The organism is Vogesella margarita (assembly GCF_028548475.1).
Classification (GTDB): domain Bacteria; phylum Pseudomonadota; class Gammaproteobacteria; order Burkholderiales; family Chromobacteriaceae; genus Vogesella; species Vogesella margarita.
Genome location: NZ_JAQQLE010000004.1, coordinates 166,658 through 191,964, shown reverse-complemented (window position 1 = coordinate 191,964; position 25,307 = coordinate 166,658). Strand labels below are relative to the sequence as shown.

Below are 25,307 nucleotides of genomic sequence, written 5' to 3'. Positions count from 1 at the left end.
CTATGCCATGCATGCTTCACCCTTTGCGGCCAACCTTGTCGTGCCGGCCGAGCTGATGGCCAGCAGTGAGCGCGCCTTGCCGCTGGCCGTGCTGTTGCAGCGCTCGCCGGCACGCTGGCAGCTGCTGCTGGCCTGGCTGCTGTCGCTGGCGGCCGGCCTGTGGCTGGCGGCGGTCGAGCTGTACGCCGGCTGGTACGGCTACAGCGTCCGCTTCGGCGAGCTGGATTTCGTGATCAGCATTTATCCGCCGCTGACCATCGCCACCCTGTGGGTGTTGTGGTTCGGCTACGCCTGGGGCGCCAGCCTCGCCTATCTCTCCACCTTGCTGGTCGCCTACCTGTCCGGGCTGCCGCTGGGCTGGGCCTTGCTGTTTGCCTGCTCCAATCCGCTGGGGCTGCTGGTGCTGTCGCTGGTGTACCGCCATGTCAAGGTGCGCTATGTGCCGTCGTCGCTGCCGGCGGCGCTGTTCTTCGTCACCATCTGCTTCATTTCCGCCGTGTCCAGCGCCACCGGTTCCTTCATCTGGAGCTACAGCAACAAGCTGTCGGCGATGGGCGCCTTTGCGGTGTGGCAGGGCTGGTGGTCGGGCAATTTCCTGCAGACGGTGCTGACCTGCGGGCCGCTGCTGCTGCTGGCTACGCCCGCGGTGCTGCGCTGGCGCGAACAACGTTGGCCGCAGCGTGCCGCGGCGGCACCGGCGCAGCGCTGGGTGGGGCTGGTGGCGGTATTCGCGTTGTGCGGCGTGCTGGGCTTCCTGTGGCTGTCGTTCTGGCTGGCGGATCGCAGCGTGGCGGCGCAGGTTGGCGATACGGCGCAGGCGTGGCAGCAGCGCGCGATGCTGTATCGCGACTCGGCGATGGCGGTGTACTGGGTGCTGTCGGTGCTGCTGTTCGCGCTGGTGTTCCTCGGCTACCGCTTCTTCCGCCAGCGCACGCTGCAGCTGCAGCAGGCGGCACAAAGCGTGGCCTTCGAGCGCGACTGGGCGCTGCAACGGCAACAGGAGGCCGAGCAGGCGCACCATGCGCTGCAGACGCTGAACCGCGAGCTGGCGGTGCGCATGGCGGAGGTGGAGCAGCTGCAGCAACAGCTGCAGGAACAGGCGCAGCGCGATCCGCTGACCCGGCTGTACAACCGCCGCTACCTGCACGAACGGCTGCCGGTCGAGCTGCAGCACGCCGGTCATCTCGGGCAGTCGCTGTGTCTGGTGCTGATCGATCTCGACCACTTCAAGGCGGTCAACGACCAGTACGGTCACGCGATGGGCGACGCGGTGTTGAAGTCGCTGGCGGCGCTGTTTGCCGGTCGCCTGCGTAGCGCCGACTTCGCGGTGCGCTACGGTGGCGAGGAATTCTGTCTGGTGCTGCCCGGCTGCGACATCGCCGGTGCCGCCGCCTGCGTTGCCGAGTTGCAGCAGGCCTACGCGGCCTGTCGCGTGGCCGGCGACAACGGTGCGCTGCAGGACCTGCGCTTCTCCGCCGGCATCGCCTGTTATCCGCAGCACGGCTGCGACGAGGAAGCACTGCTGCGCGAGGCCGATGCCGCGCTGTACCAGGCCAAGGCCGCCGGCCGGAACTGCGTGCGCTATCGCGACTGAGCACGCGCTGCGCGGCCGCGGGCTTGCCGCCGCCCGCGCGGACGGGTACAACGGCGCTTTGCCACCCGTTTTCATTCCCTCATGAATCCATCCGATATCCGCGCCGCCGCCATCACCCTCGCGGCGCGCCGCCTCAGCGGTGCCCAGGGCCCGCTCTTGGCCGACGCCCAGGCCCCGCAAACGCCGGACGACGCGCTGGCGATCCAGCAGGCCGTCTCCGGCCTGCTCAACGACGCCATCGGCGGCTGGAAGTGCGGCCTGCCTGCCGACGACAAGACCGTCGTCGCGCCGATCTACGCGACTAGCATTCATGGCAGTCACACCGCCGCGCCGTGCCCGGTGTGGCTGCGCGACGGCGCGGTGCGTGTCGAGCCGGAACTGGCCTTCGTCTTCGACGGCGGCCTGCCGCTGCGCGCCGAGCCTTATACCGAGGCCGAGATCCGCGCCGCCATCACCCGCGTGCACCTGGCGCTGGAGCTGATCGACAGCCGCTACCTGCCGGCGCCGAAGCCGTCGTTTCTGCAGTCGCTGGCCGATGGCCTGGTCAACCAGGGCCTGCTGCTGGGGCCGCAGGTCGATCGTGACGCCGCCTTTGCGGCCAAGGTCTTGCCGCTTACGCTGAGTCAGGGCGAGCGCGAGGAAACACTGGCCGGCGTGCACCCGGCCGGCGATCCGCTGGCGCCGTTGTACTGGCTGCAGGGCTTCCTCGCCGCGCGCGGCGAGGCGATCCTGCCGGGGCAGGTGGTGATCACCGGTTCCTATGCCGGCGTGCTGACACTGGCGCCGAACAGCGAGGCGACCCTGCGCTACGGCGAGCTAGGCCAGCTAAGCGCCTGTTTTAGCGGGCGATAAGGGCAGATGGCAGCGCGATCGCGTGCCAGCGGGCGCTGCCAGTCGCTGTTGCTGGATACAATATTTAAATTGCAAAAAGTTATATAAAAACAAATGTTTGTAATTTTGCGACATAAGGGTAAGATGGTGCATCGCAGCGATTGACACAAACGAATGTATATTGTTCAATTGTGTACAACAACTTGATTAACGCCGATTTGAACACAGCTTGCGGGCGTAAAACAGCTAAAGCGTGGGGATTGTTTTACCAAACGATTCTCCCAATTTTCGATACCGAAGATTCCACGTGATAAAGCCCGCCAGCGCAAACCCGGCGGGCTTTATTGCTTTGGAGTCCAGGATGATTCACCTCAAAAACGTACACAAGCGCTTCCGTCGCCCCGAAGGCGGCTGGTTTGACGCCGTGCGCGACACCACCCTCCACATCAAGGCGGGCGAGATTTTCGGCCTGATCGGGTTTTCCGGCGCCGGCAAATCCACGCTGCTGCGACTGATCAACCTGCTGGAACGTCCCGACCACGGCAGCGTCAATGTCGACGGACGTGACCTGACCGGCCTGTCCGCCGCCGAGCTGCGCCGCGCGCGCCAGAATATCGGCATGGTGTTCCAGCAGTTCAACCTGATGGCTAACCGCACCGTGGCGGCCAACATTGCCTTTCCGCTGGAGATCGCCGGCTGGAGCCGCGCGGATATTGATCAGCGCGTGGCGGAGTGCCTGGACATCGTCGGCCTCGCCGACCGTGCCGGCCACTACCCGTCGCAGCTGTCCGGCGGCCAGAAGCAGCGTGTCGGCATCGCCCGTGCGCTGGCGCCGCGCCCGCACGTGATCCTGGCCGACGAGCCGACCTCGGCGCTGGACCCGAAAACCACGCAGTCCATCCTCGATTGCCTGCAGGACATCAACGCCCGTTTCGGCGTCACCGTGGTGATCGTCACCCACGAAATGCACGTCATCCGCTCCATCTGCCACCGCGCAGCCTTGCTCGACGCCGGTGAAGTGGTCGAGCTGCTGCAAGTCACCGACAAACAGGTCGCGGCGCGTTCGGCGCTGGCCAAATCGCTGCTGGAGGTCGCATAAATGGACGAACAACTGACTCTTGCCCAGGCGCTGGCCAACCTGTCCGATCTGGCGCCGGAAATCTGGCAGGCCAGCGTGGAAACCGGGCTGATGCTGGCCATCGGCCTCTCCGTCGCCATCGTGGTCGGCGGCCCGCTCGGCATCCTGCTGTACCTGACGCAGCCGGGCCAGCTGTTCGCCAACCGTGCCGTCAACGGCGTGGTCGGCTGGTTCGTCAACCTGGTGCGTTCCTTCCCGTTCATCATCCTGATGGTGTCGCTGGTGCCGCTGACGCGTTTGCTGGTCGGCTCCACCATCGGCCCGATCGCCGCCGCAGTGCCGCTGTCGTTCGCCGCCATCCCGTACTTTGCGCGGCTGGTGGAGCAGACGCTGCGCGAGATCCCGCGCGGCGTGATCGAGGCGGCCGAGGCGATGGGCGCCAGCCCGGCGCAGATCATCTGGAAGGTGTTGCTGGGCGAGGCCCGCGCCGGACTGATCTCCAGCCTGACCATCCTCACCATCAGCTTCCTCAGCTACTCGGCGGTGGCCGGCGTGGTCGGCGGCGGCGGCATCGGTGACCTGGCCATCCGTTACGGCTACTACCGCTTCCAGACCGAAGTGATGGTGGCGATGGTGCTGCTGCTGGTGGTGATCGTGCAGATCATCCAGTTTGCCGGCAACCATCTGGCGGCCCGCCTCGACAAGCGTTAAGCACTCAATTTAAAGCGGCGGGCGTTCACGCAGACGCCACGCCATTGGACAAAGACTCTCACAAGGAGAACACCATGCGCAGACTCGTACTGAAATCCATCGCTGTTGCCGCCATCGGCCTGACCGCTGCGGCCAACGTTTACGCTGCCGACCCGGCGAAAAAGGAAATCGTCATCGGCACCACCGTTGGCGACTTCGGCGACCAGGTAAAGCAGCAGATCAAGCCTCTGCTGGAAAAGCAGGGCTACAGCGTGAAGCTGGTGGAATTCACCGACTACGTGCGTCCTAACCTGGCACTACAGGAAGGCTCGCTGGACGTCAACGTGTTCCAGCACAAGCCTTATCTCGACAACTTCGCCCGTGAAAACAAGCTGCAGCTGAAAGAAGTCTTCCAGGTGCCGACCGCACCGCTGGGCATCTACGCCGGCAAGCTGAAGTCGCTGAAGGACGTGAAAGTCGGCAGCACCCTGGCGGCACCGAACGATCCGTCCAACTTCGCCCGCGCGCTGGTGATGCTGAACGACCTGGGCTGGGTCAAGCTGAAGAAGGGCATCAACCCGCTGACCGCGTCGGAAAAGGACATCGAAGTCAACGTCAAGAAGATCAAGATCGTGCCGCTGGAAGCCGCGCAACTGCCGCGTTCCCGCGCCGATGTTGACTTCGCGGTGGTGAACGGCAACTACGCCGTCAGCTCCGGCATCAAGCTGACCGAAGCCGTGTATCAGGAAAAGAGCTACGCCTACGTGAACTGGGGCGTGGTGCGCGCGGCCGACGTGAACAAGCCGTGGGCCAAGGACGTGATCGCCGCCTACAACTCGCCGGCGTTCCGCGCCTGGGCGAAACAGAAGTTTGCCGGCTACAAGTTCCCGGCCAACTGGAAGTAAGCGTTTTATCCGTGCCGTGGCGGCCTGCGGGCCATGCGGCGCGGCGGTTTTCCTTGAAACACTCCTGGCATTCAAGGCTGCTCGGCGGATCCTGCGATCCGCCATTTTTTTGGCTATGTCCCAGTGACGAGGGTCAACGTTGGCCGCAGAGCACGCTGCTGCAGCGCGGTGCGGCCCGCGCTATGATGCGTCATCGTCAACCCCGCGGTATCCCGCCATGAGCCAGTTTGTTTCTTCCATTGCCGCCGATGACAGCGACGGCCTCAGCCTTGATTTTTCCCTCGGTTTGTATGCCAGCAACAGTCTGGTGTTGACGCGCCATGCCGACGATGCCCTGCCGGTGGACGAGCGCGGCATCATGATGACCAGCGATGACGACGATCCCAACGAGCGCCTGCTGTCGGTGATGTGGGGCAAGACCAGCGTGGTGCTGCTCAGCAGTCACAAGGAGTACGTGCTGGACGTGTCCCACGTCGGCGCCGGCGAGCTGGCGGCGGCGCGGGCGATGCTGGTGCGCATGAATCACGATGCGGTGGTGACTGTGGAGGAATAAAGGGCACCTCGCAAAATCCCTGCTTTCGTTGCGATACGGCCTTGCTCACGAAAAATTCTGCCTTGCCTATCAAGCAGGTGCAGCGTCGGAATTTTGCGCTCGCACCTGGTCTCGCCTGGAAATCCGGGCTTTTCGAGGCGCCCTGAACTTGTTGCGGCCAACCTTGGCCGCAGTCGCAAAAAAGCCCCGTACTGGCGGGGCTTTGTGTTGCGCGTGAGCGGCGGGGCAGGGCTTAGCCGCGCATGCGGCGCAGCACCTCGTCCTTGCCGATCAGCGCCAGCACCGCGTCGACCGACGGCGTCTGCGCGGTGCCGCACACCAGTACGCGCAGCGGCATGCCCAACTGGCCCATCTTGATGCCTTCGTCGGCGCAGAACGGCTTGAACAGCTCGTGGATGCTCTCGGCGGTCCAGCTGTCCAGCGCGGCCAGGCGCTCGGCAAAGCGCAGCATGCGCGCGTGGCTGTCGGCGGACAGGTGTTTTTCCACGTCGGCGGCGGCAGGCTCCCGCTTGGCGTAGAAGTAGTCCACTTCCAGTGCCAGCGCGTTGAGATCCTGCACGCGCTCCTTCACCAGCGCGATCACGTCCGACAGTGCCGGGCCGGTGGTGGTGTCAACATTGGCCGCAGCCAGGCGGCCGGCGATCAGCCCGGCCAGGCGCGCGTTGTCGGCGGCCTTGATGTATTGCGCGTTCAGCCACAGGAATTTCTCGTGGTTGAAGCGGCTTGGCGAACCGCTGACCGCTTCCAGCGTGAACCATTCCACGAACTGCTGCATGTCGAACAGCTCGTCGTCGCCGTGGCCCCAGCCCAGGCGCGCCAGATAGTTCAGCAGCGCTTCCGGCAGGATGCCCTTGTCGGCGTAATCCACCACGCTGACCGCATCGCGGCGCTTGGACATCTTCTGGCCGTCCTCGTTGAGGATCATCGGCAGGTGGCCGTACACCGGCAGCGGCGCGTTCAGCGCCTTCAGGATGTTGATCTGGCGCGGGGTGTTGTTGACGTGATCGTCGCCGCGGATGACGTGGGTGATGTTCATGTCCCAGTCGTCCACCACCACGCAGAAGTTGTAGGTCGGGCTGCCGTCCGGACGGGCGATGATCAGGTCGTCCAGTTCGGTGTTGGCGAATTCGATACGACCCTTGACCGCATCATCCCACGCCACCACGCCATCCAGCGGGTTCTTGAAGCGGATTACCGGTTGCACGCCGGCCGGTGGAGGCGGCAGGGTCTTGCCGGCTTCCGGGCGCCAGCGGCGGTCGTAGCGCGGCTTCTCGCCGTTGGCTTCCTGCTGCGCGCGCAGTGCTTCCAGCTCTTCCTTGCTGCAGTAGCACGGGTAGGCGTGGCCGGCGGCGACCAGCTGCTGGATCACTTCCTTGTAGCGGTCAAAGCGCTGCGTCTGGTAGAACGGGCCTTCGTCGTAGTCGAGGCCGACCCAGTGCATGCCGTCGAGGATGGCTTTGACCGATTCCGGCGTCGAGCGCTCCAAGTCGGTATCTTCGATGCGCAGCACGAAGGTGCCGCCGTGTTTGCGGGCGAACGCCCAGGAGAACAGCGCGGTGCGGACACCGCCGATGTGCAGGAAGCCGGTCGGGCTGGGGGCAAAGCGAGTGCGGATCATGTTGGCTGGCCAGCGAATACGGAAAAGCGGCTATTGTACGCTGCCGGCAAAATGGCGGGCAAACCATCGCCGTCGCGGATGCGGTTTTCGCGGTGTCGCGGCAGGCTGCGGCCAACGTTGGCCGCAATGCAAAAAGCCCGTTACCGAGGTAACGGGCTTTTTCTGTTCTGGCGTCCCCACGGGGAATCGAACCCCGGCCGCCGCCGTGAAAGGGCAGTGTTCTAACCGCTAAACTATAGGGACTTAAGTGGTGGAGATAAGCGGGATCGAACCGCTGACCTCTTGCATGCCATGCAAGCGCTCTCCCAGCTGAGCTATACCCCCACTGGCTTCGTATCGCTGTGCTGCGTTACGAATTGGTGTGCACTTTAACGTCTGATTTTTCCTTCGTCAAGCCTGTCATTTAAATTTTTTGCCGTTCTGACATGTTTTAAATGACAAGCCACTGATTTTTATTGGTTAATTATTTTATTGCATGGTGGCAGGCAGATTGTAATGACCGTGCCATCTGGCTTTGCGCGCGGTTGCCTGTGTCGAAAGTGTGCAAATCGGGATGGATTATTAAATTGTGCCCGCTTTGCCGGCGGCTCCGATGTTTTCCTTGACCGGCCACATCGCGTAGCCGCCGCCTGTCATCGCCCTGGCTTGGTACTGGCAGGACCTGCTGCCGGTCACGTCTCCTTCCGCTGCTCCTGTTTCACGTTCCCTTCCTTCGTCTGCGTTGTGCTTGCTGCGGCGTTTTTGCCCGAGGCCAGCCTGTGGCATCCCGTTGTTCCGGCGGCATTATTGCACCCGCTACTGGCAGGACGCTGCCGTTCGTACGGGATAAAGCTGGACAGAACAGCCCGTTGCAGAATTTCCAATGATATCGCCGGTAAAGCTGTCATTTATCTGATTAATAAAATGATATTTGTTTAATTAAAACAAAGACATATATCTTGCGTGCTAATTTTCGCATCGACCGGAAAACGAGGCGGAAACTCCTCAGCAACTATGTATAGTTGCGGCGTCATCCGATAGGTCCTGACGTGGAATCACGGCGTCGGTCTTCTGGCCAGACTATGTGAACTGACTTGACTGTTTGTAACTGACATCTTCCGGTTATTGATTTTAAAAGCAACCGTTGCAAGTAAAACAACAAGTGTCAGCAAGATGAATGGCCGGCGCCAGCGCCTGCCGACGGGATGCCAAAAAGGGGGCGCGTTCCTGTCGGGCGGGTGGCGGGAGCCATCGAGGCAGCACGGCAGCGCTATCGGAACAGACGAAGCAAGGCTTGGTTGTGGCGTGTTGCCCGCAGCCGGGAGCGGACGCGATGCGGTACCGCTTCCGGCTGCCGCCGCCACGCAGGATAAGGGGATGGCCGGATCGGGCAGGGCGCTGGGCGCCGTCTGTCGGCCGCCCAGGTTACACGAAAGGAACGTATGTCTATTGCAGCAGCGCCAGCCTGGCCGCGCCTGATGGTGCGCAGCGGCACCATGTTGTCACTTGTCTTGACCCTGTTTGCCGCCCCCGGCATGGCCCAGAGCAGCAGGGCCCTGCCGCAGAACCAGGGCACCGCGACGGCAGCGGTGGCAGTGGAGCGCGAGGGCGAGCTGGAGGTGATCCACGTTCACTACTTCGACAAGACCACCGGCAACCGCTACTACCTGAAGACGGAAGAGGGTCGTGTCGAGCTGAAGTTCAAGGGCAAGGGCCCGCGCCAGCCTAGCGGCACCAAGGTGCGGGTGAAGGGCTCGCTCAGCAACAATGTGCTGGCGCTGGACAGCACCGGCAGTACCAGCTACCAGGTGCTGGCACTGGCGACGTCGAATACCTTTGGCGACCAGAAAACCGCGGTGCTGCTGGTCAACTTCCAGGACAACCAGACGCAGCCGTATACCGTGAGCCAGGCCAACACCACCGTGTTTGGTGACAGTAACAACTTTTTAAAAGAAAACTCGTCGCAGCAGACCTGGCTGAGCGGTAACGTCTTCGGCTGGCTGACGCTGCCGATCAACCAGACCTGCAGCCCGGACAACGTGGCTGCCTACGCCAACCAGGCCGCCCAGGCCGCCGGCATCGACCTGACGCAGTATCCACGCCGCATCTACGTAATGCCGAAAAACAGTGCCTGCACCTGGTCCGGCATGGGGACCGTCGGTGGTGCGCCGTCGTCATCGTGGCTGAACGGTGCGCTGTATCGCGGGGTGGTCACGCACGAGATGGGGCACAACTTCGGTCTGTGGCACTCGCACTCGCTGGATTGCGGCGCGACCACGCTGGGCAGCAGCTGCAGTCGCAGCGAGTACGGTGATGCCTTCGATACCATGGGCAATGGCAGCGTGCACTACAACGCGTTCCAGAAGGAGCGCCTGGGCTGGCTGAACTACAACCAGTCGCCGGCCATCGCCACCGTGGAAAGCGGTAGCACCACCGTCACGCTGGCGCCGTACGCGGCGGCCGATAATGGCATCAAGGCGCTGAAGGTGCTGAAAGGCGTGGATGCCACCACCGGGCAGAAGAGCTGGTACTACGTCGAGTTCCGCCAGCCGCTGGGCTTCGACAGCGACATCTCGCGTTTCCCGTGGGCGGTCAATGGCGTGCTGGTGCATAGCGGTAGCGACACCAGCGGCGACACCAGCGATTTGCTGGACCTGACGCCAAACAGCTCGGCCACCGACGACATCAGCGATTCGCCGCTGGCGGTGGGCAAGACCTTTACCGATAGCAGCAGTGGGGTGAGCATTTCCCTGCTGTCGGCAAGCAGCAGCGGCGCCACGGTGAGCGTGGCGACCGGCGGGCAAACCCCGGCGCAGCCGGTGTGTACCCACGGCAATCCGAGTGTGGTGTTGACGCCGGGACAAAGCCCGTCGGTGGCCGCCGGCACGGCAGTGAGCTTCAGCCTGAGCGTGACCAATAACGATTCCAGCGCCTGCAGCAGTTCGCAGTTCAGCCTGGCGGCCACGGTGCCGACTGGCTGGAGCAGCAGCCTGCCGCTGTCGACACTGACCCTGGCGCCGGGTGCCAGCAGCAGCACCACGCTGAGTGTGACGTCGGCAACGACCGCGGCTGGCGGCTCCTACGGCTTTAGCGTCGTTGCGGCCAACGTTGGCAGCGCGACCTACCGCGCCACGGCCGCGGCAAGCTACGTGGTGGCCAGCAGCACGACCAGCACCAGCAACAAGCCGCCAGTGGCGGTCAATGATGGGGCGGCAACCAGGATCGGCACCGCTGTCAAGGTGGTGGTGCTGGGCAATGACTACGATCCGGAAGGCAAGCCGTTGCAGGTCAAGACCGTGGGCGTGCCGGCGCGTGGCAAGGCGGTGCTCAATAGCGACGGCAGTGTCACCTACACCCCGAACGGCAAGTTCAAGGGCAGCGACAGCTTCAGCTACAGCATCAGCGATGGGGCCGCGACGGCCAGTGCGGTGGTGTCGGTGCAGGTCGCCAAGTAAGGCTGATCGTATTGCCAGCAACAGAAAGCCCGGCTTGCGCCGGGCTTTTTTCGATACGCCGTTCTGGTTTACAGGCAGGCGCTAGGCAGGTTGTTGTTGTAGTTGTCCAGTCGGGTGGCCAAGCTACGAGCTAGGCTGATGTCAGCCGCAGTCATGGTGGTATGGGTATACCCGTTGAATGCGTACTTGGTCAGCAGCGCATTGGCTGCCACGATGGCATCGCTGACTTTGGCGCAGCCTGCTGCTCCTGCGGTGTAGTTCAGTTCAGCCGCTACCAGTTGTGCCGCCATGTTGAACAGCGGGTCGCTGGCTTTCTTGGTACCGCTAAAGGTGGACTTGTTGAGCAAGTTGACTGCCTTGCCGCAATCCGGTGCCACGTCAGGGTTGGCCACGCTACCGTGCAGGTAGAAGCTGTCTACCTGGATACCGGTAGGCTCAGCCAGGGCCATGGTGCGGTCGAGGACAGGCGCTTGCTTGCCGCCACTTTGTTTGCAGGAAGCCCAGTTTTTCCAGTAACCGATGGTGCGGGCCTGGCCTTCCGGCGGTGGTACGTTGTCGATGGTGAAGCTCACAGACTGACCGGCAGCGGCGGTAAAGCCGACACAAGTGGTGCTGTTGTCACCGCCATTAGGTGGCGAGAAGGCGCCAGCCATGGAGGACAATGTGGTTGTCCAGCCGACCGGAATCCCCTGTTCGCACAGCTGGTAGCTGCCGGGAACCACCTTGTTGAAGGTAATGGTGCCACCGTTGCCGGCATTGGCCTGCAGGGTTTGCAGGATGGTGCCGTCTGCCGCGGCCGATGCACCGGTACGCAGGCTGAAGGCGAACACTTCACTGCCAGTGATCGGTGCGCCCTTGAAGGTCTTGATTACCTGCACCTCGGCCCGCTTGGTGTTCTTGAACAGGCAGGAGAACACTTTGCCGGCATCGACCGGGTAATTGACGGTAAAGGAGCAGGTCGTGGCAGCAGGGTTGCTGTTGACACTGTTCAGGTCCCAGCCACTCTTCAGTGTTTCGGTCACGGTGTAGACACCTTCGGAAAGCGAGAATGGCTCTCCGCCACCGGTTACGAACGCTACTGCACTACCACCGGCATCAGCTTCGGCGAGGACGCCCGTCCCGGTGCCAGGACCAGTCAGGGTAAAGCTCCACTTGAAGTCGGCATCACCCGCTTGCAGCACCGGATCGGTGACTTTTTGCACTTCGGCGGTGGCCGGACCAAATGCCCGCTTGTTGGCGAACGTGGCTGTACCCAGGCAGATCGGTGTGCTGTCGGTGACGTTCAGGTTGACCGTGCGCGAGTTGCTGGTTGTATCGGCAAGCACCCCGGTGGTTTCAACGTTGGCCGCATTGACGAACACGGTTTCCTCTGCCACTTGATAGGTGTCCGGCACCAGCCCGGTCAGGGTGACCGATTTGGTGGCGCCACTATCGCCGTAGTTGAAGACCAGCTCTTTCTTGCTCTGGTAGGTGGCATCGCCCGTACGGGTAATGGTGAAGCGGATCACGTATTTCTCGCCGCTAGCCAGGAAGGACATTGAGTCCGCGTCGATGCTCTTGTCGATCTTCAGCTCTGCAGCCGAACTCGACACGATCGCTACTTCCACCGGACCGGAAACCTGCGGGCTGCCATCTTTCGGTGTCAGTGTCGCAGTGTCGGTAAGGGTGCCGGAGGTGATTTTCTGGCCATTCAGGTGAATGGTCTTGTTGAACACGACCGAACCGTTGCCGCTTTGTTCGCCGGATGTCCAGTTCACCGGACCTGCGGTTTTGGTACCCAGTACATAGGCCGGATTGAAGCTGCCGGCGACGCTGCCGCCCAGGCTATCGACCGAGAACTGCAGGAAGCTGCCGGAAATCGACTCGGTATCGGTGATGACCGCGGTGGCGTTGGTACTGCTGCCGCTGCTGATGCTGGCACTGGCTTTGGCGGTGGTATTACCGGGTACCGCTATGCCGGTCACCTTGTCGGTGTAGGTCGCGGTGGCGACATCGTTGAAGGCGCCTTCGCTACCATCTGCCGCATCCAGAATCTGCGTATTGGTCAGCACTTTGACTTCGGTCTTGGCGGCCACATCGACATTATTCGCTGTCGCGGTGCTGCCGACCTGGGTTGTCTGCTGATTCAGACCCTTGTAGATCTTGTCAGAGACACTGACGGTGATAGTGCGCGATGCAGGGTTCTTGGCGTACACGTTGGTGGTGACGGTGATCTTGCCGCCGATGGCTGCCGAGCGGGTCCACTGGATGGTGATTTCCACCGGTAGCTGGTCATCGAAGTCCTTGGCGCAGACATTGCCGAAGGAAACACTGGTCGGTTTGGCCTGTTTGGTGATGTTCCAGGTGTAGTCGGTATCCTGGGTGGCGGTCATGTCCTTGCGCAGTTCCTGCGGCAGGATTTCTTTTACCGGGATGGACACGTCACGCGCGCCGATGCCGGCTGTGCCGAAGCTTTCGTTGGTCAGGTTGGCGTGCAGCGACGATCCCGGATACAGGTGTGAACCCAGTGCCAGCCGCGCGTAGTAGTCAAACACGCAGGTGCTGTTCTTGCTCTGGTTAATGGTGACCAGCCGGTAGATCGACTTGTCGGTACCGCCGATGCCGGGATCAAGTACCGCCTGGGCGCCAACGCTGGCAATCGAGCAGGTACCGCTGGAGAGGGCCACATTCTTGGTCAGGGTCGACAGCACGTCGTAGCCGGGTTTGCCGGCATCTTCACGATCAACCACTACCGCGATGGTGTATTGCTGGGTTGACGGTGCGGAGTTGCCGGCACTGACGGTCAGCCGGTAGGGCACCAGGTCCAGCTCGTTCCAGCCCTTGCCGAGGTTACCGGTTGTGTAGGCAGCATCGGGGCAGACAAACTGGCCGCTGCCATTAGGCAGTGTGATGTCGCCGTTGTTGCGGCAGCCTTCCAGCGTGTTTTGGATGCTGTCGGGCGCCACGGCGGCGGCCGGGTTGGAGATCAGCAGCATGAACAGCGTGCTGAACAGCAGGGCGAAAAACCTGAACAGGGGTTGTTTGAAGCCCGCCGTAATACGGGTAGCGGGTATGTGTATTGCGGAAGCCTGGAGCAGCTTCCCGAGGCCGTTGGGACTCATGTTACACCTCCTTTGAAGCTATCAAAGGCGGTTCCTTGCCTAGGAATCGCGCGAGATCCCCTCCTGCATTCAAATCGAAAATACCGCCAGTACTGTTCTGCCGCTTTTGTTCGGTAGCGGTGGCTCCAGCCTGCAAGCCAGACGCGGCCCCCTCCGGCAATGCCTGCCGCGAGTGGCCGATGCGATTACAGAACACGCCAAACGTGTTTGCCTCCTTTCTTTTACGGCGGGATTGGTACGCTGTATCGTAGAATATTGTGATAATAGATTCAACGAAATATTAAAAATATGGCGACAGCAAAATGGCAAGAAATTCCTGCCGCCATCTGCATTTCCGGGAAGTTATCAGTACTCGGGAACGGCTCGGGATTGTTGTTGATTGCGTGCGTAGTGACCCAGCACGCGCGGTACATACTGCATGGTCTCCTGGTAGGGGGGGACGCGGTTGCCGTAACGCGCCACCGCCTGTTCGCCGGCATTGTAGGCCGCCAGTACCAGCCTGAGGTCGTTGCCGAAGCGGCCCATCAGCTCGCGCAGGTATTGTGCGCCGGCGCGGACGTTCTGCCCCGGGTCGTACGGGTCGGTCACGCCGTAACGTCCGGCGGTGGCCGGCATCAACTGCATGAGGCCAATCGCGCCCTTGGGCGACACCGCGCGCCAGTTGTAACCGGATTCGGTGGCGATGACCGCGTGCAGCAGGGCTGCATCCATGTTCAGGTTCTGCGCGGTGCTGTCGATCAGCCGGCTCCAGCGGGCGCGCTGGCTGGCGCGGTACTGTGCGCCGTCCACGCGCTTGCCGGTCGTGACTTCGCCGCTGTCGCGCGGCGTGGTCAGCGCCAGCCGGTAACGCTTGTCCTGCGGCACGTTGCTGAAGTGGGTGGTGCCGTCGGCATCGGTAAAGGTGTAGATGTTGGCATCGGTCACGGCTGGCAGAGCCAGCAGCAAGACGGTCAGTAGCACCGGTCCGTGCCGGCAGCAAGCCGGTCCGTCCCGGGGCAGACAAGCAAGGGTTGCCATGATGGTTTCCTCGGCGAGGTGGTCGGTCAGTAGCTTCCGGTACGGAAGCGGTAGCCCTTGTAGTTCAGGATCACGCCATCGGCCTGGATGGTCTCCAGTTTCATGCCGGCCACCACGTCGTCACCGGCGCGGCGTACCCGGTCGTTGATGATTACCAGTCGCTCCGTACCTTCCCCAGACGAGGAAAACCCGGAAATCACGACCGTGTCACCAATCTCTTTTTGCAGGGCCGCCGGCAGCTCGTGCAGGTTGAACACCTTGTTGTCGATGCGGCTGACGGCAGGGGTGGCGTCGCTTGCCGCTGCCGGGGGCGCGACCGTTTTTGCGGTCGGCTTGCTTGCCGCCGCGACTCGGTGTTCCTTGTGCGCGGATGCCGTCGGATCGGGCAACGTTGGCCGCATTGCCACGGCTTCGGCAGGACCTGGTATGGCAAGCGGCGCTCTTTCCACGGGGGGTAGCGACACCGCCTTCGTCTCGGCCGGCGGCGCGGTATCGCCGCGCAGGGCGTGGGGATGGCTGTCGGCCGCATGGGGCGTGGCCGGCTGGATCGAGGCCAGTGCCTGCCAGCCGAACAGCATGCCGGCCGCGGCGATGCCGCTGCCCAGCAGCAGGGTCAGCAGCAGGTAGCGCCAGCGCGGTTTACCCGGCAACGGCTGGGGGCTCTGCGCAGCGTGGATGGAGTGCACGGTCGGCGTGCTGTGGCGTTGCCGTTCCTGATCGGCCTTGAGCAAGGCATCGAGTATGTAGGACATGGTCACTCCTTACGGATGGGCGTGGTGGCGCTCAGGCGCGGCGAGTCGGAATTGCCGGCCTGCGCCAGCCGGATCAGGGTCAGCGGTCCGGCGATGCCGTCGCCGGGCAGCTCATGCTGCAGCTGGAATTGGCGTACCAGTGTCGAAAGCCCCACATCGTAGCTTGCGGCCAACGTTTTGCCGCCGGCCTCCGGCAGCTGGCCGAGCTGTTGCCGCAGCCAGGCGACCGCCAGGCTGCGGCTGCCTGGCGCCAGCGGCTGCTGGTAGTGCGGCGGCGGCTGCCACAGCGCGGTGTAGCGTCCGTTCCAGGCCTGAGCCAGCGCCTGTCGCGTCAGCAGGTGCGGTTGCTCGCCGATGAGCACCCGCGCGTGCTCGCCTTCCCACGCCAGCAGGGCCAGGTATTGCGGCTGGCCATCGGGCTGCTGCAGTTGCAGTACCGACGGCAGGTTGAGGCGGCGCAGGGTGTCGAGGTCGCCGCTGCCGTTCAGGCAGCGGGCGCCGAACAGTTCGGCCTGCTGGCAGGCGCCGGCCTCGTCGCTGACCGGTGCCGGAATCCGCCATTGCCCCAGCAGCGTGCGGTACGCCGCTGCCTGCGCGAGGTCGGCGGCCGGCAACGGCGCCGGCAGGCGCGTCAGTACGGCGGCGGGGCGGGGCGCGGTGGCGGTTGTGGCGGGCTGTGCCGGTGCTGGGGTAAGGGGTGCCGTGGTGCGGCCGGCGGCGGCCGGCGGGGGCGAGCGCTGGCCGGCCGGTTGCGCGCCATAGAACAGTACGGCGGCGACCGCGACGGTGCTGAGCAGGGCGCCGCTGGCGAGGGCCAGCTTGTGCCACGGGCGGATCGGGCTGCTGTTGAACACCTCCCGCGCCGCCTGCCGCACCGTGGCGCGGTCGACGCGGGGTTTGCCCTGGGCATAGCTGCCGAGCAGGGCGCGGTCGCACAGCACGTTCAGCTTGCGCGGCACACCGCCGGTACAGGCAAACAGCTGCCGCATCACCGCCGGCGGGAACAGGTCGAGATGGCTGCCGGCTACGCTCAGCCGGTGCTGGATGTAGGGGGCGATCTCGTCGCGTTGCAAGGGGCCGAGGTGGTAGCGGGCGACGATGCGTTGCGACAGTTGCCGCAATTCCGGCCGTGTCAGCTTGTCGCGCAGTTCCGGCTGCCCCAAGAGGATGATGTGCAGCAGCTTGCACTCGTGCGTTTCCAGATTCGTCAGCAGCCGCACCTGCTCCAGCACCTCGTCGCTCAGGTTCTGCGCTTCGTCGATGATCAGCAGCGTGGTGCGTCCCTGCGCGTGGGCGGCCAGCAGGTGCTTGTTGATGAGGTCGATGCAGGCCTTGTTGCCGTGCTCGGCGGGCAGCGCGATCTGCAGCTCTTCGCAGAGGGTGGCCAGCAGCTCCGGCACCGTGAGCTTGGGATTGATGACGAAGGCGACGTCGCAGTGTGGGGGCAGCTGCTCCAGAAAGCAGCGGCACAGCGTGGTCTTGCCGGCGCCGACCTCGCCTGTCAGCAGCACGAAGCCGCCTTCGCCCCTGATGCTGTACATCAGGTGGGCAAGCGCTTCGCGGTGCTGCTGGCTCATGAACAGATAGCGCGGATCGGGCGCGATCGAGAACGGAGAGTCGGCAAGGCCATAGTGGCTGGTGTACATGGCACGACCTGCTGTGATGGGCTACCCAATCAAGTGCGGTTGAAAAAAAGTATAGTTTGCCGCCCGGCATTTGCCGGCGCCCCTTTCTTAAACGACACCGCTGTCGCCGCGGTGTTTCCGGTTACAGCTGCCGGTGGCGCGGCTGTCGTTCGTCCCCTGTCTTTCAGGCGGTTCCCTGCTGCGCTCTGCCTGCCGCTGCCGGCATCCCATCCGTTTTTGCTAGCGAAAGCCATATGCGTTGTCTTTGCATTGCGTCTAGCACCTAAGAATGGATGGCGAAAGCCGGCTTGGCCTTCTATAAAAGTATTTGTCTGAATTCTGTTGTAAGCACAATTAACAACTGGGTCAAGTAGCTTACTGTTTGGCAGGCCGGGGCGGGGCTGGCAGGCGGATCGAGGCGTGAATCTATGTATAGCCTTTCTCGGAAGCGATGCGGCGCGGCGGGGTTCACCCTGCTGGAATTGCTGGTGGTGCTGGTGATCATCGGCCTGCTGGCCGGCTACGTGGCGCCGCGCTACTTCGCGCAGGTCGGCAAGGCCGAGGTGAAGACGGCACAGGCGCAGGTGGACGCGCTGGAGAAATCGCTCGACCAGTACCGGCTGGATACCGGCCGCTATCCCACCACCGAACAAGGGTTGGCCGCACTGTACACACGCCCGGCCGACGAGCCGAAGTGGCAGGGGCCGTACCTGAAAAAGGCGCCGCCGCCGGATCCGTGGGGACGGCCTTACCAGTATCGCCAGCCGGGAGAGCGCGGCGAGTATGACTTGTACAGCTACGGCAAGGACGGTCAGGCCGGTGGCTCGGGTGAGGATGCCGATATCGGCAGCTAGGTCAGGCAGATCATGTATTTCGAGGTCAAGACCATCAATCCCGATGGCGAGGTAGCGCAACTGGTGCTGGAAGCCCTCAGCGATGGCGACGCCGTCAGCCAGGCGCAGGACCAGGGCTATGCCGTGCTGGCGGTCAAGCCGCGCAGCCTCTCGTGGACATGGTCGCGTTCCGGCTTCCAGCTGGCGTTGTTCACCCAGGAGCTGCTCGCATTGCTGGAAGCGGGGCTTGCGCTGGTGGAGGCCATCGAGGCGCTGAACGAGAAGGAAACGCGCCCGGAGTCGCGCCGCATCCTGGGCCAGATCATCCTGCGCCTGCAGGAGGGCCTGTCGCTGTCGGCGGCGCTGCAGCAGTTCCCGCAGACCTTTCCCTCGCTGTATGTCGCCACCGTGCGCGCCAGCGAAAAAACCGGCGACCTGCAGAATGCGCTTGGCCGCTACCTCGCCTACCAGACCCAGGTCGACGCGGTGCGCAAGAAGGTGATCAGCGCCTCCATCTACCCGGCGCTGCTGATCCTGGCCGGCGGCGCGGTGCTCTTGTTCCTGATCGGCTACGTGGTGCCGCGCTTCGCGCAGGTCTACGAAACGATGGGAAGCGACCTGCCGCTGTTCTCGCGGCTGCTGCTGGCCTGGGGCCGGCTGTTCCAGGCCTATGCCGTGTTCCTGCTGCCGGCGCTGTTGCTACTGCTGATCGCGGCCGGCTACCTGCTGACCCGCCCCGAGGTCATCCGCCGGCTGGGCGAATGGCTGTGGAAGATCCCGGCACTGGGCGAGCGCATGCGGCTGTACCAGCTGGCGCGCCTGTACCGGATGCTGGGCATGCTGCTGGTCGGCGGCACGCCGGTGGTGCCGGCGCTGGCGATGGTATCCGGCGTGCTGCAGGCCTCGCTGCGACAGCGGCTGCAGCAGGCGGCGCGCGACATCAGCGACGGCAAGCCGATTTCCGGTGCGCTGCACAGCCACGGACTGACCACGCCGGTGGCGCTGCGCATGCTGCGCGTCGGCGAACGCAGCGGGCAGATGGGCAGCATGATGGGCCGCATCGCCGGCTTTTACGAGGAAGAAATGGCCCTGGCGGTGGAGCGTTTCATGCGCATGTTCGAGCCGGTGCTGATGGTGTTTATCGGGCTGGTCATCGGCATCGTGGTGGTGCTGATGTACCTCCCCATCTTCGAGCTGGCCGGGAGCATCCAATGAGCCGCGATCTTTCCCTTCCCGAGCCGGAGGCGTTCAGCGCCCGGCAAGTGCAGCAGGCGCGCGACGACGCGCAGCGCTACCAGCGGCCGCTGCTGGCGGTGCTGGAAGAGGGCAGCGGCCTCGCGCCGGACGCCTTCGTGCGCCACCTCGCCGCCACTGCGCACTACCCGTCGCTTACGATGGCCGACATCGAGCAGCTGCAGCCGGCCTTCGACGTGATCGCCTATCCCGACGCGGTGCGCAAGGAGTGCATGGCCTGCCGCGACGCCGACGGAGGGCTGCGCATCCTGTTCAGCAACCCGTTCGATGCGGCGTTGCAGGAGTGGGTGCACTGCGCGGTGCAGCCGGCGGCCAGCTGGTATCTGGTGCACCGCGGCGACCTGGCTGCCTTCCTCGCCCGCTATGAGGAATCCTGGCGCGCCATCGACGTGCTGCTGGGCTCTGCGGCCAACCCTGCCGAGGCCGCGCAGGCGGTGGAAGACATTTCCTACAAGTCGATCAGCGAAGACACCAGCCAGGTGGTGAAGCTGGTGCACTCGGTGATCTACGACGCGCTGAAGATGGGCGCCAGCGACATCCACCTGGAATCGGTGGGCAACGGGCTGGCGATGAAGTACCGCATCGACGGCGTGCTGCTGAGCGTGGGCAGTCTCAACGGCGCCGACCTGGCCGAGCAGATGGTGTCGCGGGTGAAGGTGATGTCGGAGCTGGACATCGCCGAGCGGCGCATCCCGCAGGACGGGCGCTTCAAGATCGCGATGCAGGGGCGCGAGGTCGATTTCCGCGTCTCCATCATGCCCAACATCCTCGGCGAGGACGCGGTGCTGCGCATCCTCGACCGGCGAACGCTGACCGACAGCCAGCAGGAGCTGCGCCTGGACAGCCTGGGCTTCGACCACCAGCTGATCGGCGAGATCCGCCGCTACATCAGCGAGCCGTACGGCATGGTGCTGGTCACCGGCCCTACCGGCAGCGGCAAGACCACCACCCTGTATGCGGCGGTGACCGAGATCAACTCCGGCAGCGACAAGATCATCACTATCGAGGACCCGGTCGAGTACCAGCTGCCGGGGGTACTGCAGATCCAGGTCAACGAGAAGAAAGGGCTGACTTTCGTGCGCGGTCTGCGCTCCATCCTGCGCCACGACCCGGACAAGATCCTGGTCGGCGAAATCCGCGACCCCGAGACGGCGCAGATCGCGGTGCAGGCGGCGCTGACCGGGCACCTGGTATTCACCACCGTGCACGCCAACAACGTGTTCGACGTCATCGGCCGCTTCATTCACATGGACATCGAGCCGTACAGCTTCGTCTCGGCGCTGAACTGCATCTTCGCGCAGCGCCTGGTGCGGCTGAACTGCCCGTTCTGCTCGCAGCCGGAGCGGCTGAGCGCGGCGCAACTGCAGGCCGCCGGCCTGCCGGCCGAACTGGCGGCGCACGACGGTTTTCGCAGCGGGCGCGGCTGCGGCCACTGTCGCGGCACCGGCTACAAGGGACGCAAGGCGATCGGCGAGATGCTGCGCCTGACCGACGAGATCCGCGAGCTGATCGTGGCGCGCGAGCCGATCCGCCACATCAAGGAAGCCGCGCGCCGCAACGGCACCCGTTTTCTGCGCGAGGCCGCGGTCGACATGGTCAAGCGCGGCGAAACCACACTACAGGAAATCAATCGTGTCACTTTCGTTGCATGAGCGTATCGGTTTGTCGCTGGCGCCGGAACGCGCGGTCTGCCTGCGGCTGTCGCGCGGCCTGCGGCCACGGCTGGTCGAGCGCGCGGTAGCCGCCTGTCCGCCGGCGGAGCAGGGGCCGGCGTGGCGCCCGGCGCTGGCCGCCCTGCGCGGCCTGCTGCAGGACAAGCCGCTGCCGCCGCGTGCGGCCACGCTGGTGCTGTCCAACCATTTTGTGCGCTACCAGCTGATTCCGTGGCGCGACGGGCTGGACACGCCGGAAGAGTGGCAGGCACTGGTGCTGCACGCGTTCCGGCAGGTGTACGGCGATGCCGCCGCGCAGTGGCTGTACCGCTGGAGCGGCAGCGGCTACGGCGGGCCGCTGCTGGCCAGCGCCATCGACAGCGAGCTGCTGCAGGATGCCGGCGCGCTGGCGCAGGAAGCCGGCCTGCGGCTCGCCTCGGTACAGCCCTATCTGATGGCGGCCTGCAACCACTGGCGCAACCAGGTCAAGGTTGGCCGCGGGGCCTTCCTGCTGGCGGAGCCGGGCCGGGCGGGGCTGGCCTGCTTTGACGAGCAGGGCTGGAGCGACCTCGTGTTCGAGCCGCTGGACGGCGACATCGCCAGCGCCTTGCCGGCGGTATTGCCGCGCATGCTGTTGCGCCTGCAGCGCAGCCCGCTGCCGCTGGACGTGTACGCCTTTGCCGGCGACGGCAGCGAGGTGGCGTGGCCCGAGCCGCAGACGCTGCGCCTGCGCACGCTGGCGCTGCCGTCGGCACTGGCGGCCCTGTCCGTGCCGGACCGGGCCGCCTGCAGCATGGCGCTGCTGGGAGACTGACCATGCGCGCGATCGATCTGGACTACGTCAAGACCCGCCACCACTACGGTCGCGGCCTGCTGTTGCTGCTCGCGCTGGCGGCCTTGCTGCTGCAGGGCGGCTACTACGCGAGCCTGCAGCAGGAGGTCGCCGGCCAGCAGCAGATGGTCGCGCGCAACGAGACGGCGCTGCAGCGGCTGCAACCACGCGCCACCCCCGCACAGGCGCCGGGGCTGCAGCGCGAGATCGCACGTGCCAACGAGGTGTGGGCGCGGCTGAACCAGTCGTGGCCGCAGCTGTTCGACGCGCTGGAGGCGGCCAGGAACAAGGACGTCGCCCTGCTGGAGGTGGAACCGGACAGCCTGCGGCGGACGGTGCGCATCACCGCGGAAGTGAAACGGCGCCCGGCGATGCTGGCCTATATCGAACGCCTCGGCCAGCAGCCGGCGCTCGGCGACATCACCCTGCTGGAGCACCACGTCAACCAGCAGGACAAGGAGCTGCCGATCCGCTTTTCGCTGTCGGCACAGTGGAGGGCCGGATCATGAACACCGTATGGCCCCGGTTGCGCTACCTGCGCCAGCAGGCAGGCTGGCCCTTGCTGCTGCTGGCGTTGCTGGCAACCGGCATGCTGCTGTTCCACACCATGCTGACGCGGCCGCTGCAGGGCCAGCTGGCGCAGCTGCAACAGCAGGCGCAGCAACAGCAGCGCGACATCGTGCACCTGCGCTACCAGCGCAGCCACCCGCTGCCCAGCCCGCAACTGCGGCTGCAGCACTTCTACCGCGCCTTCCCGCACCAGTCGACCGCGCCGCTGTGGCTGGAGAAGATCTACGCCGCCGCCGAGGCGCAGCAACTGGAACTGCCGCGCGGCGACTACAAGGTGCTGCCGGATCGTAGCGGGCAGCTCTTGCGCTACGAGGTGCAGCTGCCGGTGCGCGGCAGCTATCCGCAGCTGCGTGCCTTTGTCGCGCAGCTGCTGGCCGAGAACCCGACGCTGTTGCTGGCCAACCTGCGCTTCAAGCGTGACAGCATCGGCCAGCCGCAGCTGGATGCCGCCATCCACCTGGTGCTGCTGCTGAGGGAGGGCTGACCATGCTTGCAAAACGACAACGCTGGCTGCTGCTGGGCGGCGCGCTGCTGCTGACCCTGCTGCTGGCGGCCGGCATCGGACAGCCGGAGGGCGGGAACGGGGCAGCGGTGGTCGAGCCTGCGACGGCGCGTCCGCGCGGCAGTCGCGTCGCACCGCCGGCCGAGCTGCAGATCGGCAGCCTGGCCAGCCTGTCGCGCGACATGGCGGCGGGCAAGGTTCGCGACCTGTTCCCGGTGCAGAGCTGGTATGTGCCGCCCCCGCCGCCGAAACCGGCGCCACCGAAGCCGCCGCCCTTGCCGTTCACCTATCTGGGCAAGGCGATCGACGACGGGCTGGTGAGCGTGTTCGTGGCGCAGGGCGAACGTAATCTGGTGGTGAAAACGGGCGATGTCATCGACGGGGTGTACCGGGCAGACAGCATCCTGCCGCCGGTGATGACCTTCACCTACTTGCCGCTGCAAATGCAACAGACCTTAGAGATCGGAGTGGCAAATTGAAACGCTTACTCTTACGGCTGCTCATCCTGTCCGTGCTCGCGGGGTGTGCCAGCAACAAGGCTTTCATGGAAGGCAAACAGCTGCTGCTGGACGGCCGGGCGGAAGAGGGCTTTGCCCGCCTGGAAGAGGTGGTCAAGCAGTCTCCGGACAACGTCGAGTACAAGAGCTACCTGTACAACCAGCGCGAGCGTTTCATCAACCAGTGGCTGGCGCAGGCCAACAGCGTGCAGCTCAACAACCAGTTCGACGAGGCGGAGCTGCTGTACCGCCGCGTGCTGAACCTCGATCCGCAGAACCAGCGTGCGCAGGCCGGGCTGGAGAGCCTGGTGCAGGACCGGCGCCACCGGCTGATGCTGGACGCGGCGCAGGCGCAGCAGCAAAAAGGCGAGGTGGCGCCGGCACTGGCCACGGTACGGCAGGTGCTGGCCGACAACCCGCGCCACCGCGACGCCAGGATCATGCTGCGACGGCTGGAAGAGCTGGGCGGTAACGACGTCCTGGTCAGCCCGGAGCTGAAATCGGCGCTGGCGCGCCCGATCACGCTGGAATTCCGCGACGCGCCGCTGAAAGCGGTGTTCGAGATCATCTCGCGTACCGCCGGCGTCAACTTCGTCTACGACAAGGACGTGCGCGCCGACCTGAAGGCCACCATCTTCGTGCGCAACACCACCATCGAGGAGGCGGTGCAGCTGCTGCTGGTGTCCAACCAGCTCGACCGCCGCGTGCTCAACGACCGCACCATCATGATCTACCCCAACAACCCGGCGAAGCAGAAGGACTACCAGGAGCTGGTGGTGAAAAGCTTCTACCTGGCCAATGCCGAGGCCAAGGATGCGGCCAACCTGATCCGCACCCTGATCAAGACGCGCGACATCTACGTCGACGACAAGCGCAATCTGGTGGTGATGCGTGACACCCCCGAGGCGGTGCGGCTGGCGGAGAAACTGATCGCGTCGCAGGATCTGGCCGAGCCCGAGGCGATCCTGGAAGTGGAAGTGCTGGAGGTCAACCGCGCCCGGCTGCAGAACCTGGGCATCGAGTGGCCGGGTCAGGTCGGTTACGGCCTGCTGCAGGGCGGCACCACCACCGCGGTGCTGGGTACCGGCGGCAACACCATCTCCGAGGTTACCACCCCGGGCAATACCGTGGCCCAGGGCGTGATCGACCTGCGCGCCAACCCCAGCCGGCTGACCACCTTCATCGCCAACCCGGCGCTGCTGGTCAACCTGCGTGCGCAGGACACCAACGCCAACGTGCTGGCCAACCCGCGCATCCGCGTGAAGAACCACGAGAAGGCCAAGATCCACATCGGCGACAAGGTGCCGGTGTTCACCAGTACCGCGGTGGTCAACGCCGGCATCGCGCAGTCGGTGTCCTACCTCGACGTCGGCGTCAAGCTGGAGGTGCAGCCCACCATCGGCCTCGACGAGGACGTCACCATCGACGTCGGGCTGGAGGTCAGCAGCATCGTCAAGCAGGTGAACTTCGGCGACAGCATCGCCTACCAGATCGGCTCGCGCGCGGTGGACACCATGCTGCGCCTGCGCAACGGCGAAACCCAGGTGCTGGCCGGCCTGATTCAGGACGAGGACAGAAGCTCGGTGACCAAGATCCCGGGTCTGGGTGACCTGCCGCTGCTCGGCCGCCTGTTCTCCACCAATAACGACAACCGCTCCAAGTCGGAAATCGTGCTGCTGATCACACCACACATCGTGCACAACCTGGCGCTGCCGGCACGCAATATTTCCGAATTCCGCGCCGGTACCGAGGGCAGCATCGGCGGCCTGGGCGCGCTTGGCGGCGCACCGTCGCCGATTCCGTCCTCGGCGCCGAGCAGCCGCGGTAGCGTACCGGCGCCAGCCGCCGTGCCGGGCATGATCCCCTTGCCGGGCATCGTGCCGTTCCAGCCGACACCGGCGCCGATCACCGCTCCGGCTCCGGTGCCGGTACCACCGCCGGTGGCACCGGCACCGGCGCAGTAGCCGGA

At 64.6% G+C, this 25,307-nt stretch carries 20 protein-coding genes and 2 tRNA genes; 15 read left to right on the top strand and 7 right to left on the bottom strand.

From position 1 onward, the window contains the following. The first annotated feature begins 7 nt into the window (after positions 1 to 7). From PQU96_RS07250 to PQU96_RS07225, 6 genes are all read left to right on the top strand, one after another. The gene (locus PQU96_RS07250; RefSeq protein WP_272771605.1) at positions 8 to 1,594 is read left to right on the top strand and encodes a sensor domain-containing diguanylate cyclase; all 1,587 of its coding nucleotides are present in this window, start codon (positions 8 to 10) and stop codon (positions 1,592 to 1,594) included. An 81-nt stretch (positions 1,595 to 1,675) separates the two neighbouring features. Next, the gene (locus tag PQU96_RS07245) at positions 1,676 to 2,446 is read left to right on the top strand and encodes a 2-keto-4-pentenoate hydratase (RefSeq protein ID WP_272771604.1); all 771 of its coding nucleotides are present in this window, start codon (positions 1,676 to 1,678) and stop codon (positions 2,444 to 2,446) included. Positions 2,447 to 2,786: 340 nt separating this feature from the next. Continuing rightward, complete coding sequence (locus PQU96_RS07240) at positions 2,787 to 3,524, top strand: methionine ABC transporter ATP-binding protein (RefSeq protein WP_272771603.1); 738 nt, start codon at positions 2,787 to 2,789, stop codon at positions 3,522 to 3,524. After that, positions 3,525 to 4,214: a methionine ABC transporter permease gene (locus PQU96_RS07235; protein WP_047968061.1), complete on the top strand. Its 690-nt coding sequence runs from the start codon at positions 3,525 to 3,527 to the stop codon at positions 4,212 to 4,214. A 74-nt stretch (positions 4,215 to 4,288) separates the two neighbouring features. Further along, the gene (locus tag PQU96_RS07230; RefSeq protein ID WP_272766223.1) at positions 4,289 to 5,098 is read left to right on the top strand and encodes a MetQ/NlpA family ABC transporter substrate-binding protein; all 810 of its coding nucleotides are present in this window, start codon (positions 4,289 to 4,291) and stop codon (positions 5,096 to 5,098) included. Positions 5,099 to 5,315: 217 nt separating this feature from the next. Next, complete coding sequence (locus tag PQU96_RS07225; protein WP_272771602.1) at positions 5,316 to 5,651, top strand: hypothetical protein; 336 nt, start codon at positions 5,316 to 5,318, stop codon at positions 5,649 to 5,651. 232 nt (positions 5,652 to 5,883) lie between these two features. On the opposite strand, the gene gltX is transcribed toward PQU96_RS07225, so the two are convergent. From gltX to PQU96_RS07210, 3 genes are all read right to left on the bottom strand, one after another. Continuing rightward, positions 5,884 to 7,269 (bottom strand): glutamate--tRNA ligase, encoded by a 1,386-nt coding sequence (gltX, locus tag PQU96_RS07220; RefSeq protein ID WP_272771601.1) that lies wholly within the window; start codon positions 7,267 to 7,269, stop codon positions 5,884 to 5,886. Between the two features lie 168 nt (positions 7,270 to 7,437). Beyond that, positions 7,438 to 7,512, bottom strand: a tRNA-Glu gene (locus PQU96_RS07215). A gap of 5 nt (positions 7,513 to 7,517) precedes the next feature. Next, positions 7,518 to 7,593 (bottom strand) — tRNA-Ala (locus tag PQU96_RS07210). A 1,097-nt stretch (positions 7,594 to 8,690) separates the two neighbouring features. Between PQU96_RS07210 and PQU96_RS07205 the strand changes: the two genes are divergently transcribed. Then, positions 8,691 to 10,703 (top strand): Ig-like domain-containing protein, encoded by a 2,013-nt coding sequence (locus PQU96_RS07205; protein WP_272771600.1) that lies wholly within the window; start codon positions 8,691 to 8,693, stop codon positions 10,701 to 10,703. Between the two features lie 68 nt (positions 10,704 to 10,771). Here the strand turns inward: PQU96_RS07205 and PQU96_RS07200 are convergent, their stop codons facing one another. The 4 genes from PQU96_RS07200 to PQU96_RS07185 all read right to left on the bottom strand — a co-directional run bounded on the left by PQU96_RS07200 (position 10,772) and on the right by PQU96_RS07185 (position 17,219). Then, positions 10,772 to 13,678 carry a hypothetical protein gene (locus tag PQU96_RS07200; RefSeq protein ID WP_272771599.1) on the bottom strand — a complete coding sequence of 969 codons (2,907 nt, stop codon included), beginning with the start codon at positions 13,676 to 13,678 and terminating at the stop codon, positions 10,772 to 10,774. A 471-nt stretch (positions 13,679 to 14,149) separates the two neighbouring features. Further along, positions 14,150 to 14,764: a transglycosylase SLT domain-containing protein gene (locus PQU96_RS07195; protein ID WP_272771598.1), complete on the bottom strand. Its 615-nt coding sequence runs from the start codon at positions 14,762 to 14,764 to the stop codon at positions 14,150 to 14,152. 83 nt (positions 14,765 to 14,847) lie between these two features. Then, on the bottom strand, positions 14,848 to 15,573 hold the full coding sequence (locus PQU96_RS07190; protein ID WP_272771597.1) for a general secretion pathway protein GspB: 726 nt from the start codon (positions 15,571 to 15,573) through the stop codon (positions 14,848 to 14,850). A gap of 2 nt (positions 15,574 to 15,575) precedes the next feature. Beyond that, a complete protein-coding gene (locus tag PQU96_RS07185; protein ID WP_272771596.1) occupies positions 15,576 to 17,219 on the bottom strand; it encodes an AAA family ATPase in 1,644 nt (547 codons plus the stop codon). Positions 17,220 to 17,626: 407 nt separating this feature from the next. On the opposite strand from PQU96_RS07185, the gene gspG reads away from it, so the two are divergent. The 8 genes from gspG (at position 17,627) to PQU96_RS07145 (ending at position 25,302) form a co-directional block, all read left to right on the top strand. Continuing rightward, positions 17,627 to 18,052, top strand: coding sequence for a type II secretion system major pseudopilin GspG (gspG, locus tag PQU96_RS07180; protein ID WP_272771595.1), 426 nt, complete (start codon positions 17,627 to 17,629; stop codon positions 18,050 to 18,052). Positions 18,053 to 18,064: 12 nt separating this feature from the next. Further along, the gene (locus PQU96_RS07175; protein ID WP_272771594.1) at positions 18,065 to 19,246 is read left to right on the top strand and encodes a type II secretion system F family protein; all 1,182 of its coding nucleotides are present in this window, start codon (positions 18,065 to 18,067) and stop codon (positions 19,244 to 19,246) included. Next, positions 19,243 to 20,937: a GspE/PulE family protein gene (locus PQU96_RS07170; protein ID WP_272771592.1), complete on the top strand. Its 1,695-nt coding sequence runs from the start codon at positions 19,243 to 19,245 to the stop codon at positions 20,935 to 20,937. Before PQU96_RS07175 ends, PQU96_RS07170 begins: the two co-directional genes overlap by 4 nt. Then, entirely contained in the window at positions 20,918 to 21,751 is an 834-nt protein-coding gene (locus PQU96_RS07165) for a hypothetical protein (RefSeq protein ID WP_272771591.1), read from the top strand. The genes PQU96_RS07170 and PQU96_RS07165 overlap by 20 nt, the downstream gene beginning before the upstream one ends. Positions 21,752 to 21,753: 2 nt before the next feature. Continuing rightward, on the top strand, positions 21,754 to 22,278 hold the full coding sequence (locus PQU96_RS07160; protein WP_272771589.1) for a hypothetical protein: 525 nt from the start codon (positions 21,754 to 21,756) through the stop codon (positions 22,276 to 22,278). Next, complete coding sequence (locus PQU96_RS07155) at positions 22,275 to 22,823, top strand: hypothetical protein (protein ID WP_272771588.1); 549 nt, start codon at positions 22,275 to 22,277, stop codon at positions 22,821 to 22,823. The genes PQU96_RS07160 and PQU96_RS07155 overlap by 4 nt, the downstream gene beginning before the upstream one ends. A 2-nt stretch (positions 22,824 to 22,825) precedes the next feature. Beyond that, positions 22,826 to 23,320, top strand: coding sequence for a hypothetical protein (locus tag PQU96_RS07150; protein ID WP_272771587.1), 495 nt, complete (start codon positions 22,826 to 22,828; stop codon positions 23,318 to 23,320). A 65-nt stretch (positions 23,321 to 23,385) separates the two neighbouring features. Then, a complete protein-coding gene (locus PQU96_RS07145; RefSeq protein ID WP_272771586.1) occupies positions 23,386 to 25,302 on the top strand; it encodes a secretin GspD/PilQ domain-containing protein in 1,917 nt (638 codons plus the stop codon). Positions 25,303 to 25,307 lie beyond the last annotated feature (5 nt).

Coding starts and splice junctions, on each gene's coding strand:
- PQU96_RS07250 (WP_272771605.1), top strand. CDS start 8: ATGCATGCTTCACCCTTTGCGGCCAACCTTGTCGTGCCGGCCGAGCTG.
- PQU96_RS07245 (WP_272771604.1), top strand. CDS start 1,676: ATGAATCCATCCGATATCCGCGCCGCCGCCATCACCCTCGCGGCGCGC.
- PQU96_RS07240 (WP_272771603.1), top strand. CDS start 2,787: ATGATTCACCTCAAAAACGTACACAAGCGCTTCCGTCGCCCCGAAGGC.
- PQU96_RS07235 (WP_047968061.1), top strand. CDS start 3,525: ATGGACGAACAACTGACTCTTGCCCAGGCGCTGGCCAACCTGTCCGAT.
- PQU96_RS07230 (WP_272766223.1), top strand. CDS start 4,289: ATGCGCAGACTCGTACTGAAATCCATCGCTGTTGCCGCCATCGGCCTG.
- PQU96_RS07225 (WP_272771602.1), top strand. CDS start 5,316: ATGAGCCAGTTTGTTTCTTCCATTGCCGCCGATGACAGCGACGGCCTC.
- gltX (WP_272771601.1), bottom strand. CDS start 7,269: ATGATCCGCACTCGCTTTGCCCCCAGCCCGACCGGCTTCCTGCACATC.
- PQU96_RS07205 (WP_272771600.1), top strand. CDS start 8,691: ATGTCTATTGCAGCAGCGCCAGCCTGGCCGCGCCTGATGGTGCGCAGC.
- PQU96_RS07200 (WP_272771599.1), bottom strand. CDS start 13,678: ATGCTGCTGATCTCCAACCCGGCCGCCGCCGTGGCGCCCGACAGCATC.
- PQU96_RS07190 (WP_272771597.1), bottom strand. CDS start 15,573: ATGTCCTACATACTCGATGCCTTGCTCAAGGCCGATCAGGAACGGCAA.
- PQU96_RS07185 (WP_272771596.1), bottom strand. CDS start 17,219: ATGTACACCAGCCACTATGGCCTTGCCGACTCTCCGTTCTCGATCGCG.
- gspG (WP_272771595.1), top strand. CDS start 17,627: ATGTATAGCCTTTCTCGGAAGCGATGCGGCGCGGCGGGGTTCACCCTG.
- PQU96_RS07175 (WP_272771594.1), top strand. CDS start 18,065: ATGTATTTCGAGGTCAAGACCATCAATCCCGATGGCGAGGTAGCGCAA.
- PQU96_RS07170 (WP_272771592.1), top strand. CDS start 19,243: ATGAGCCGCGATCTTTCCCTTCCCGAGCCGGAGGCGTTCAGCGCCCGG.
- PQU96_RS07160 (WP_272771589.1), top strand. CDS start 21,754: ATGCGCGCGATCGATCTGGACTACGTCAAGACCCGCCACCACTACGGT.
- PQU96_RS07155 (WP_272771588.1), top strand. CDS start 22,275: ATGAACACCGTATGGCCCCGGTTGCGCTACCTGCGCCAGCAGGCAGGC.
- PQU96_RS07150 (WP_272771587.1), top strand. CDS start 22,826: ATGCTTGCAAAACGACAACGCTGGCTGCTGCTGGGCGGCGCGCTGCTG.
- PQU96_RS07145 (WP_272771586.1), top strand. CDS start 23,386: ATGGAAGGCAAACAGCTGCTGCTGGACGGCCGGGCGGAAGAGGGCTTT.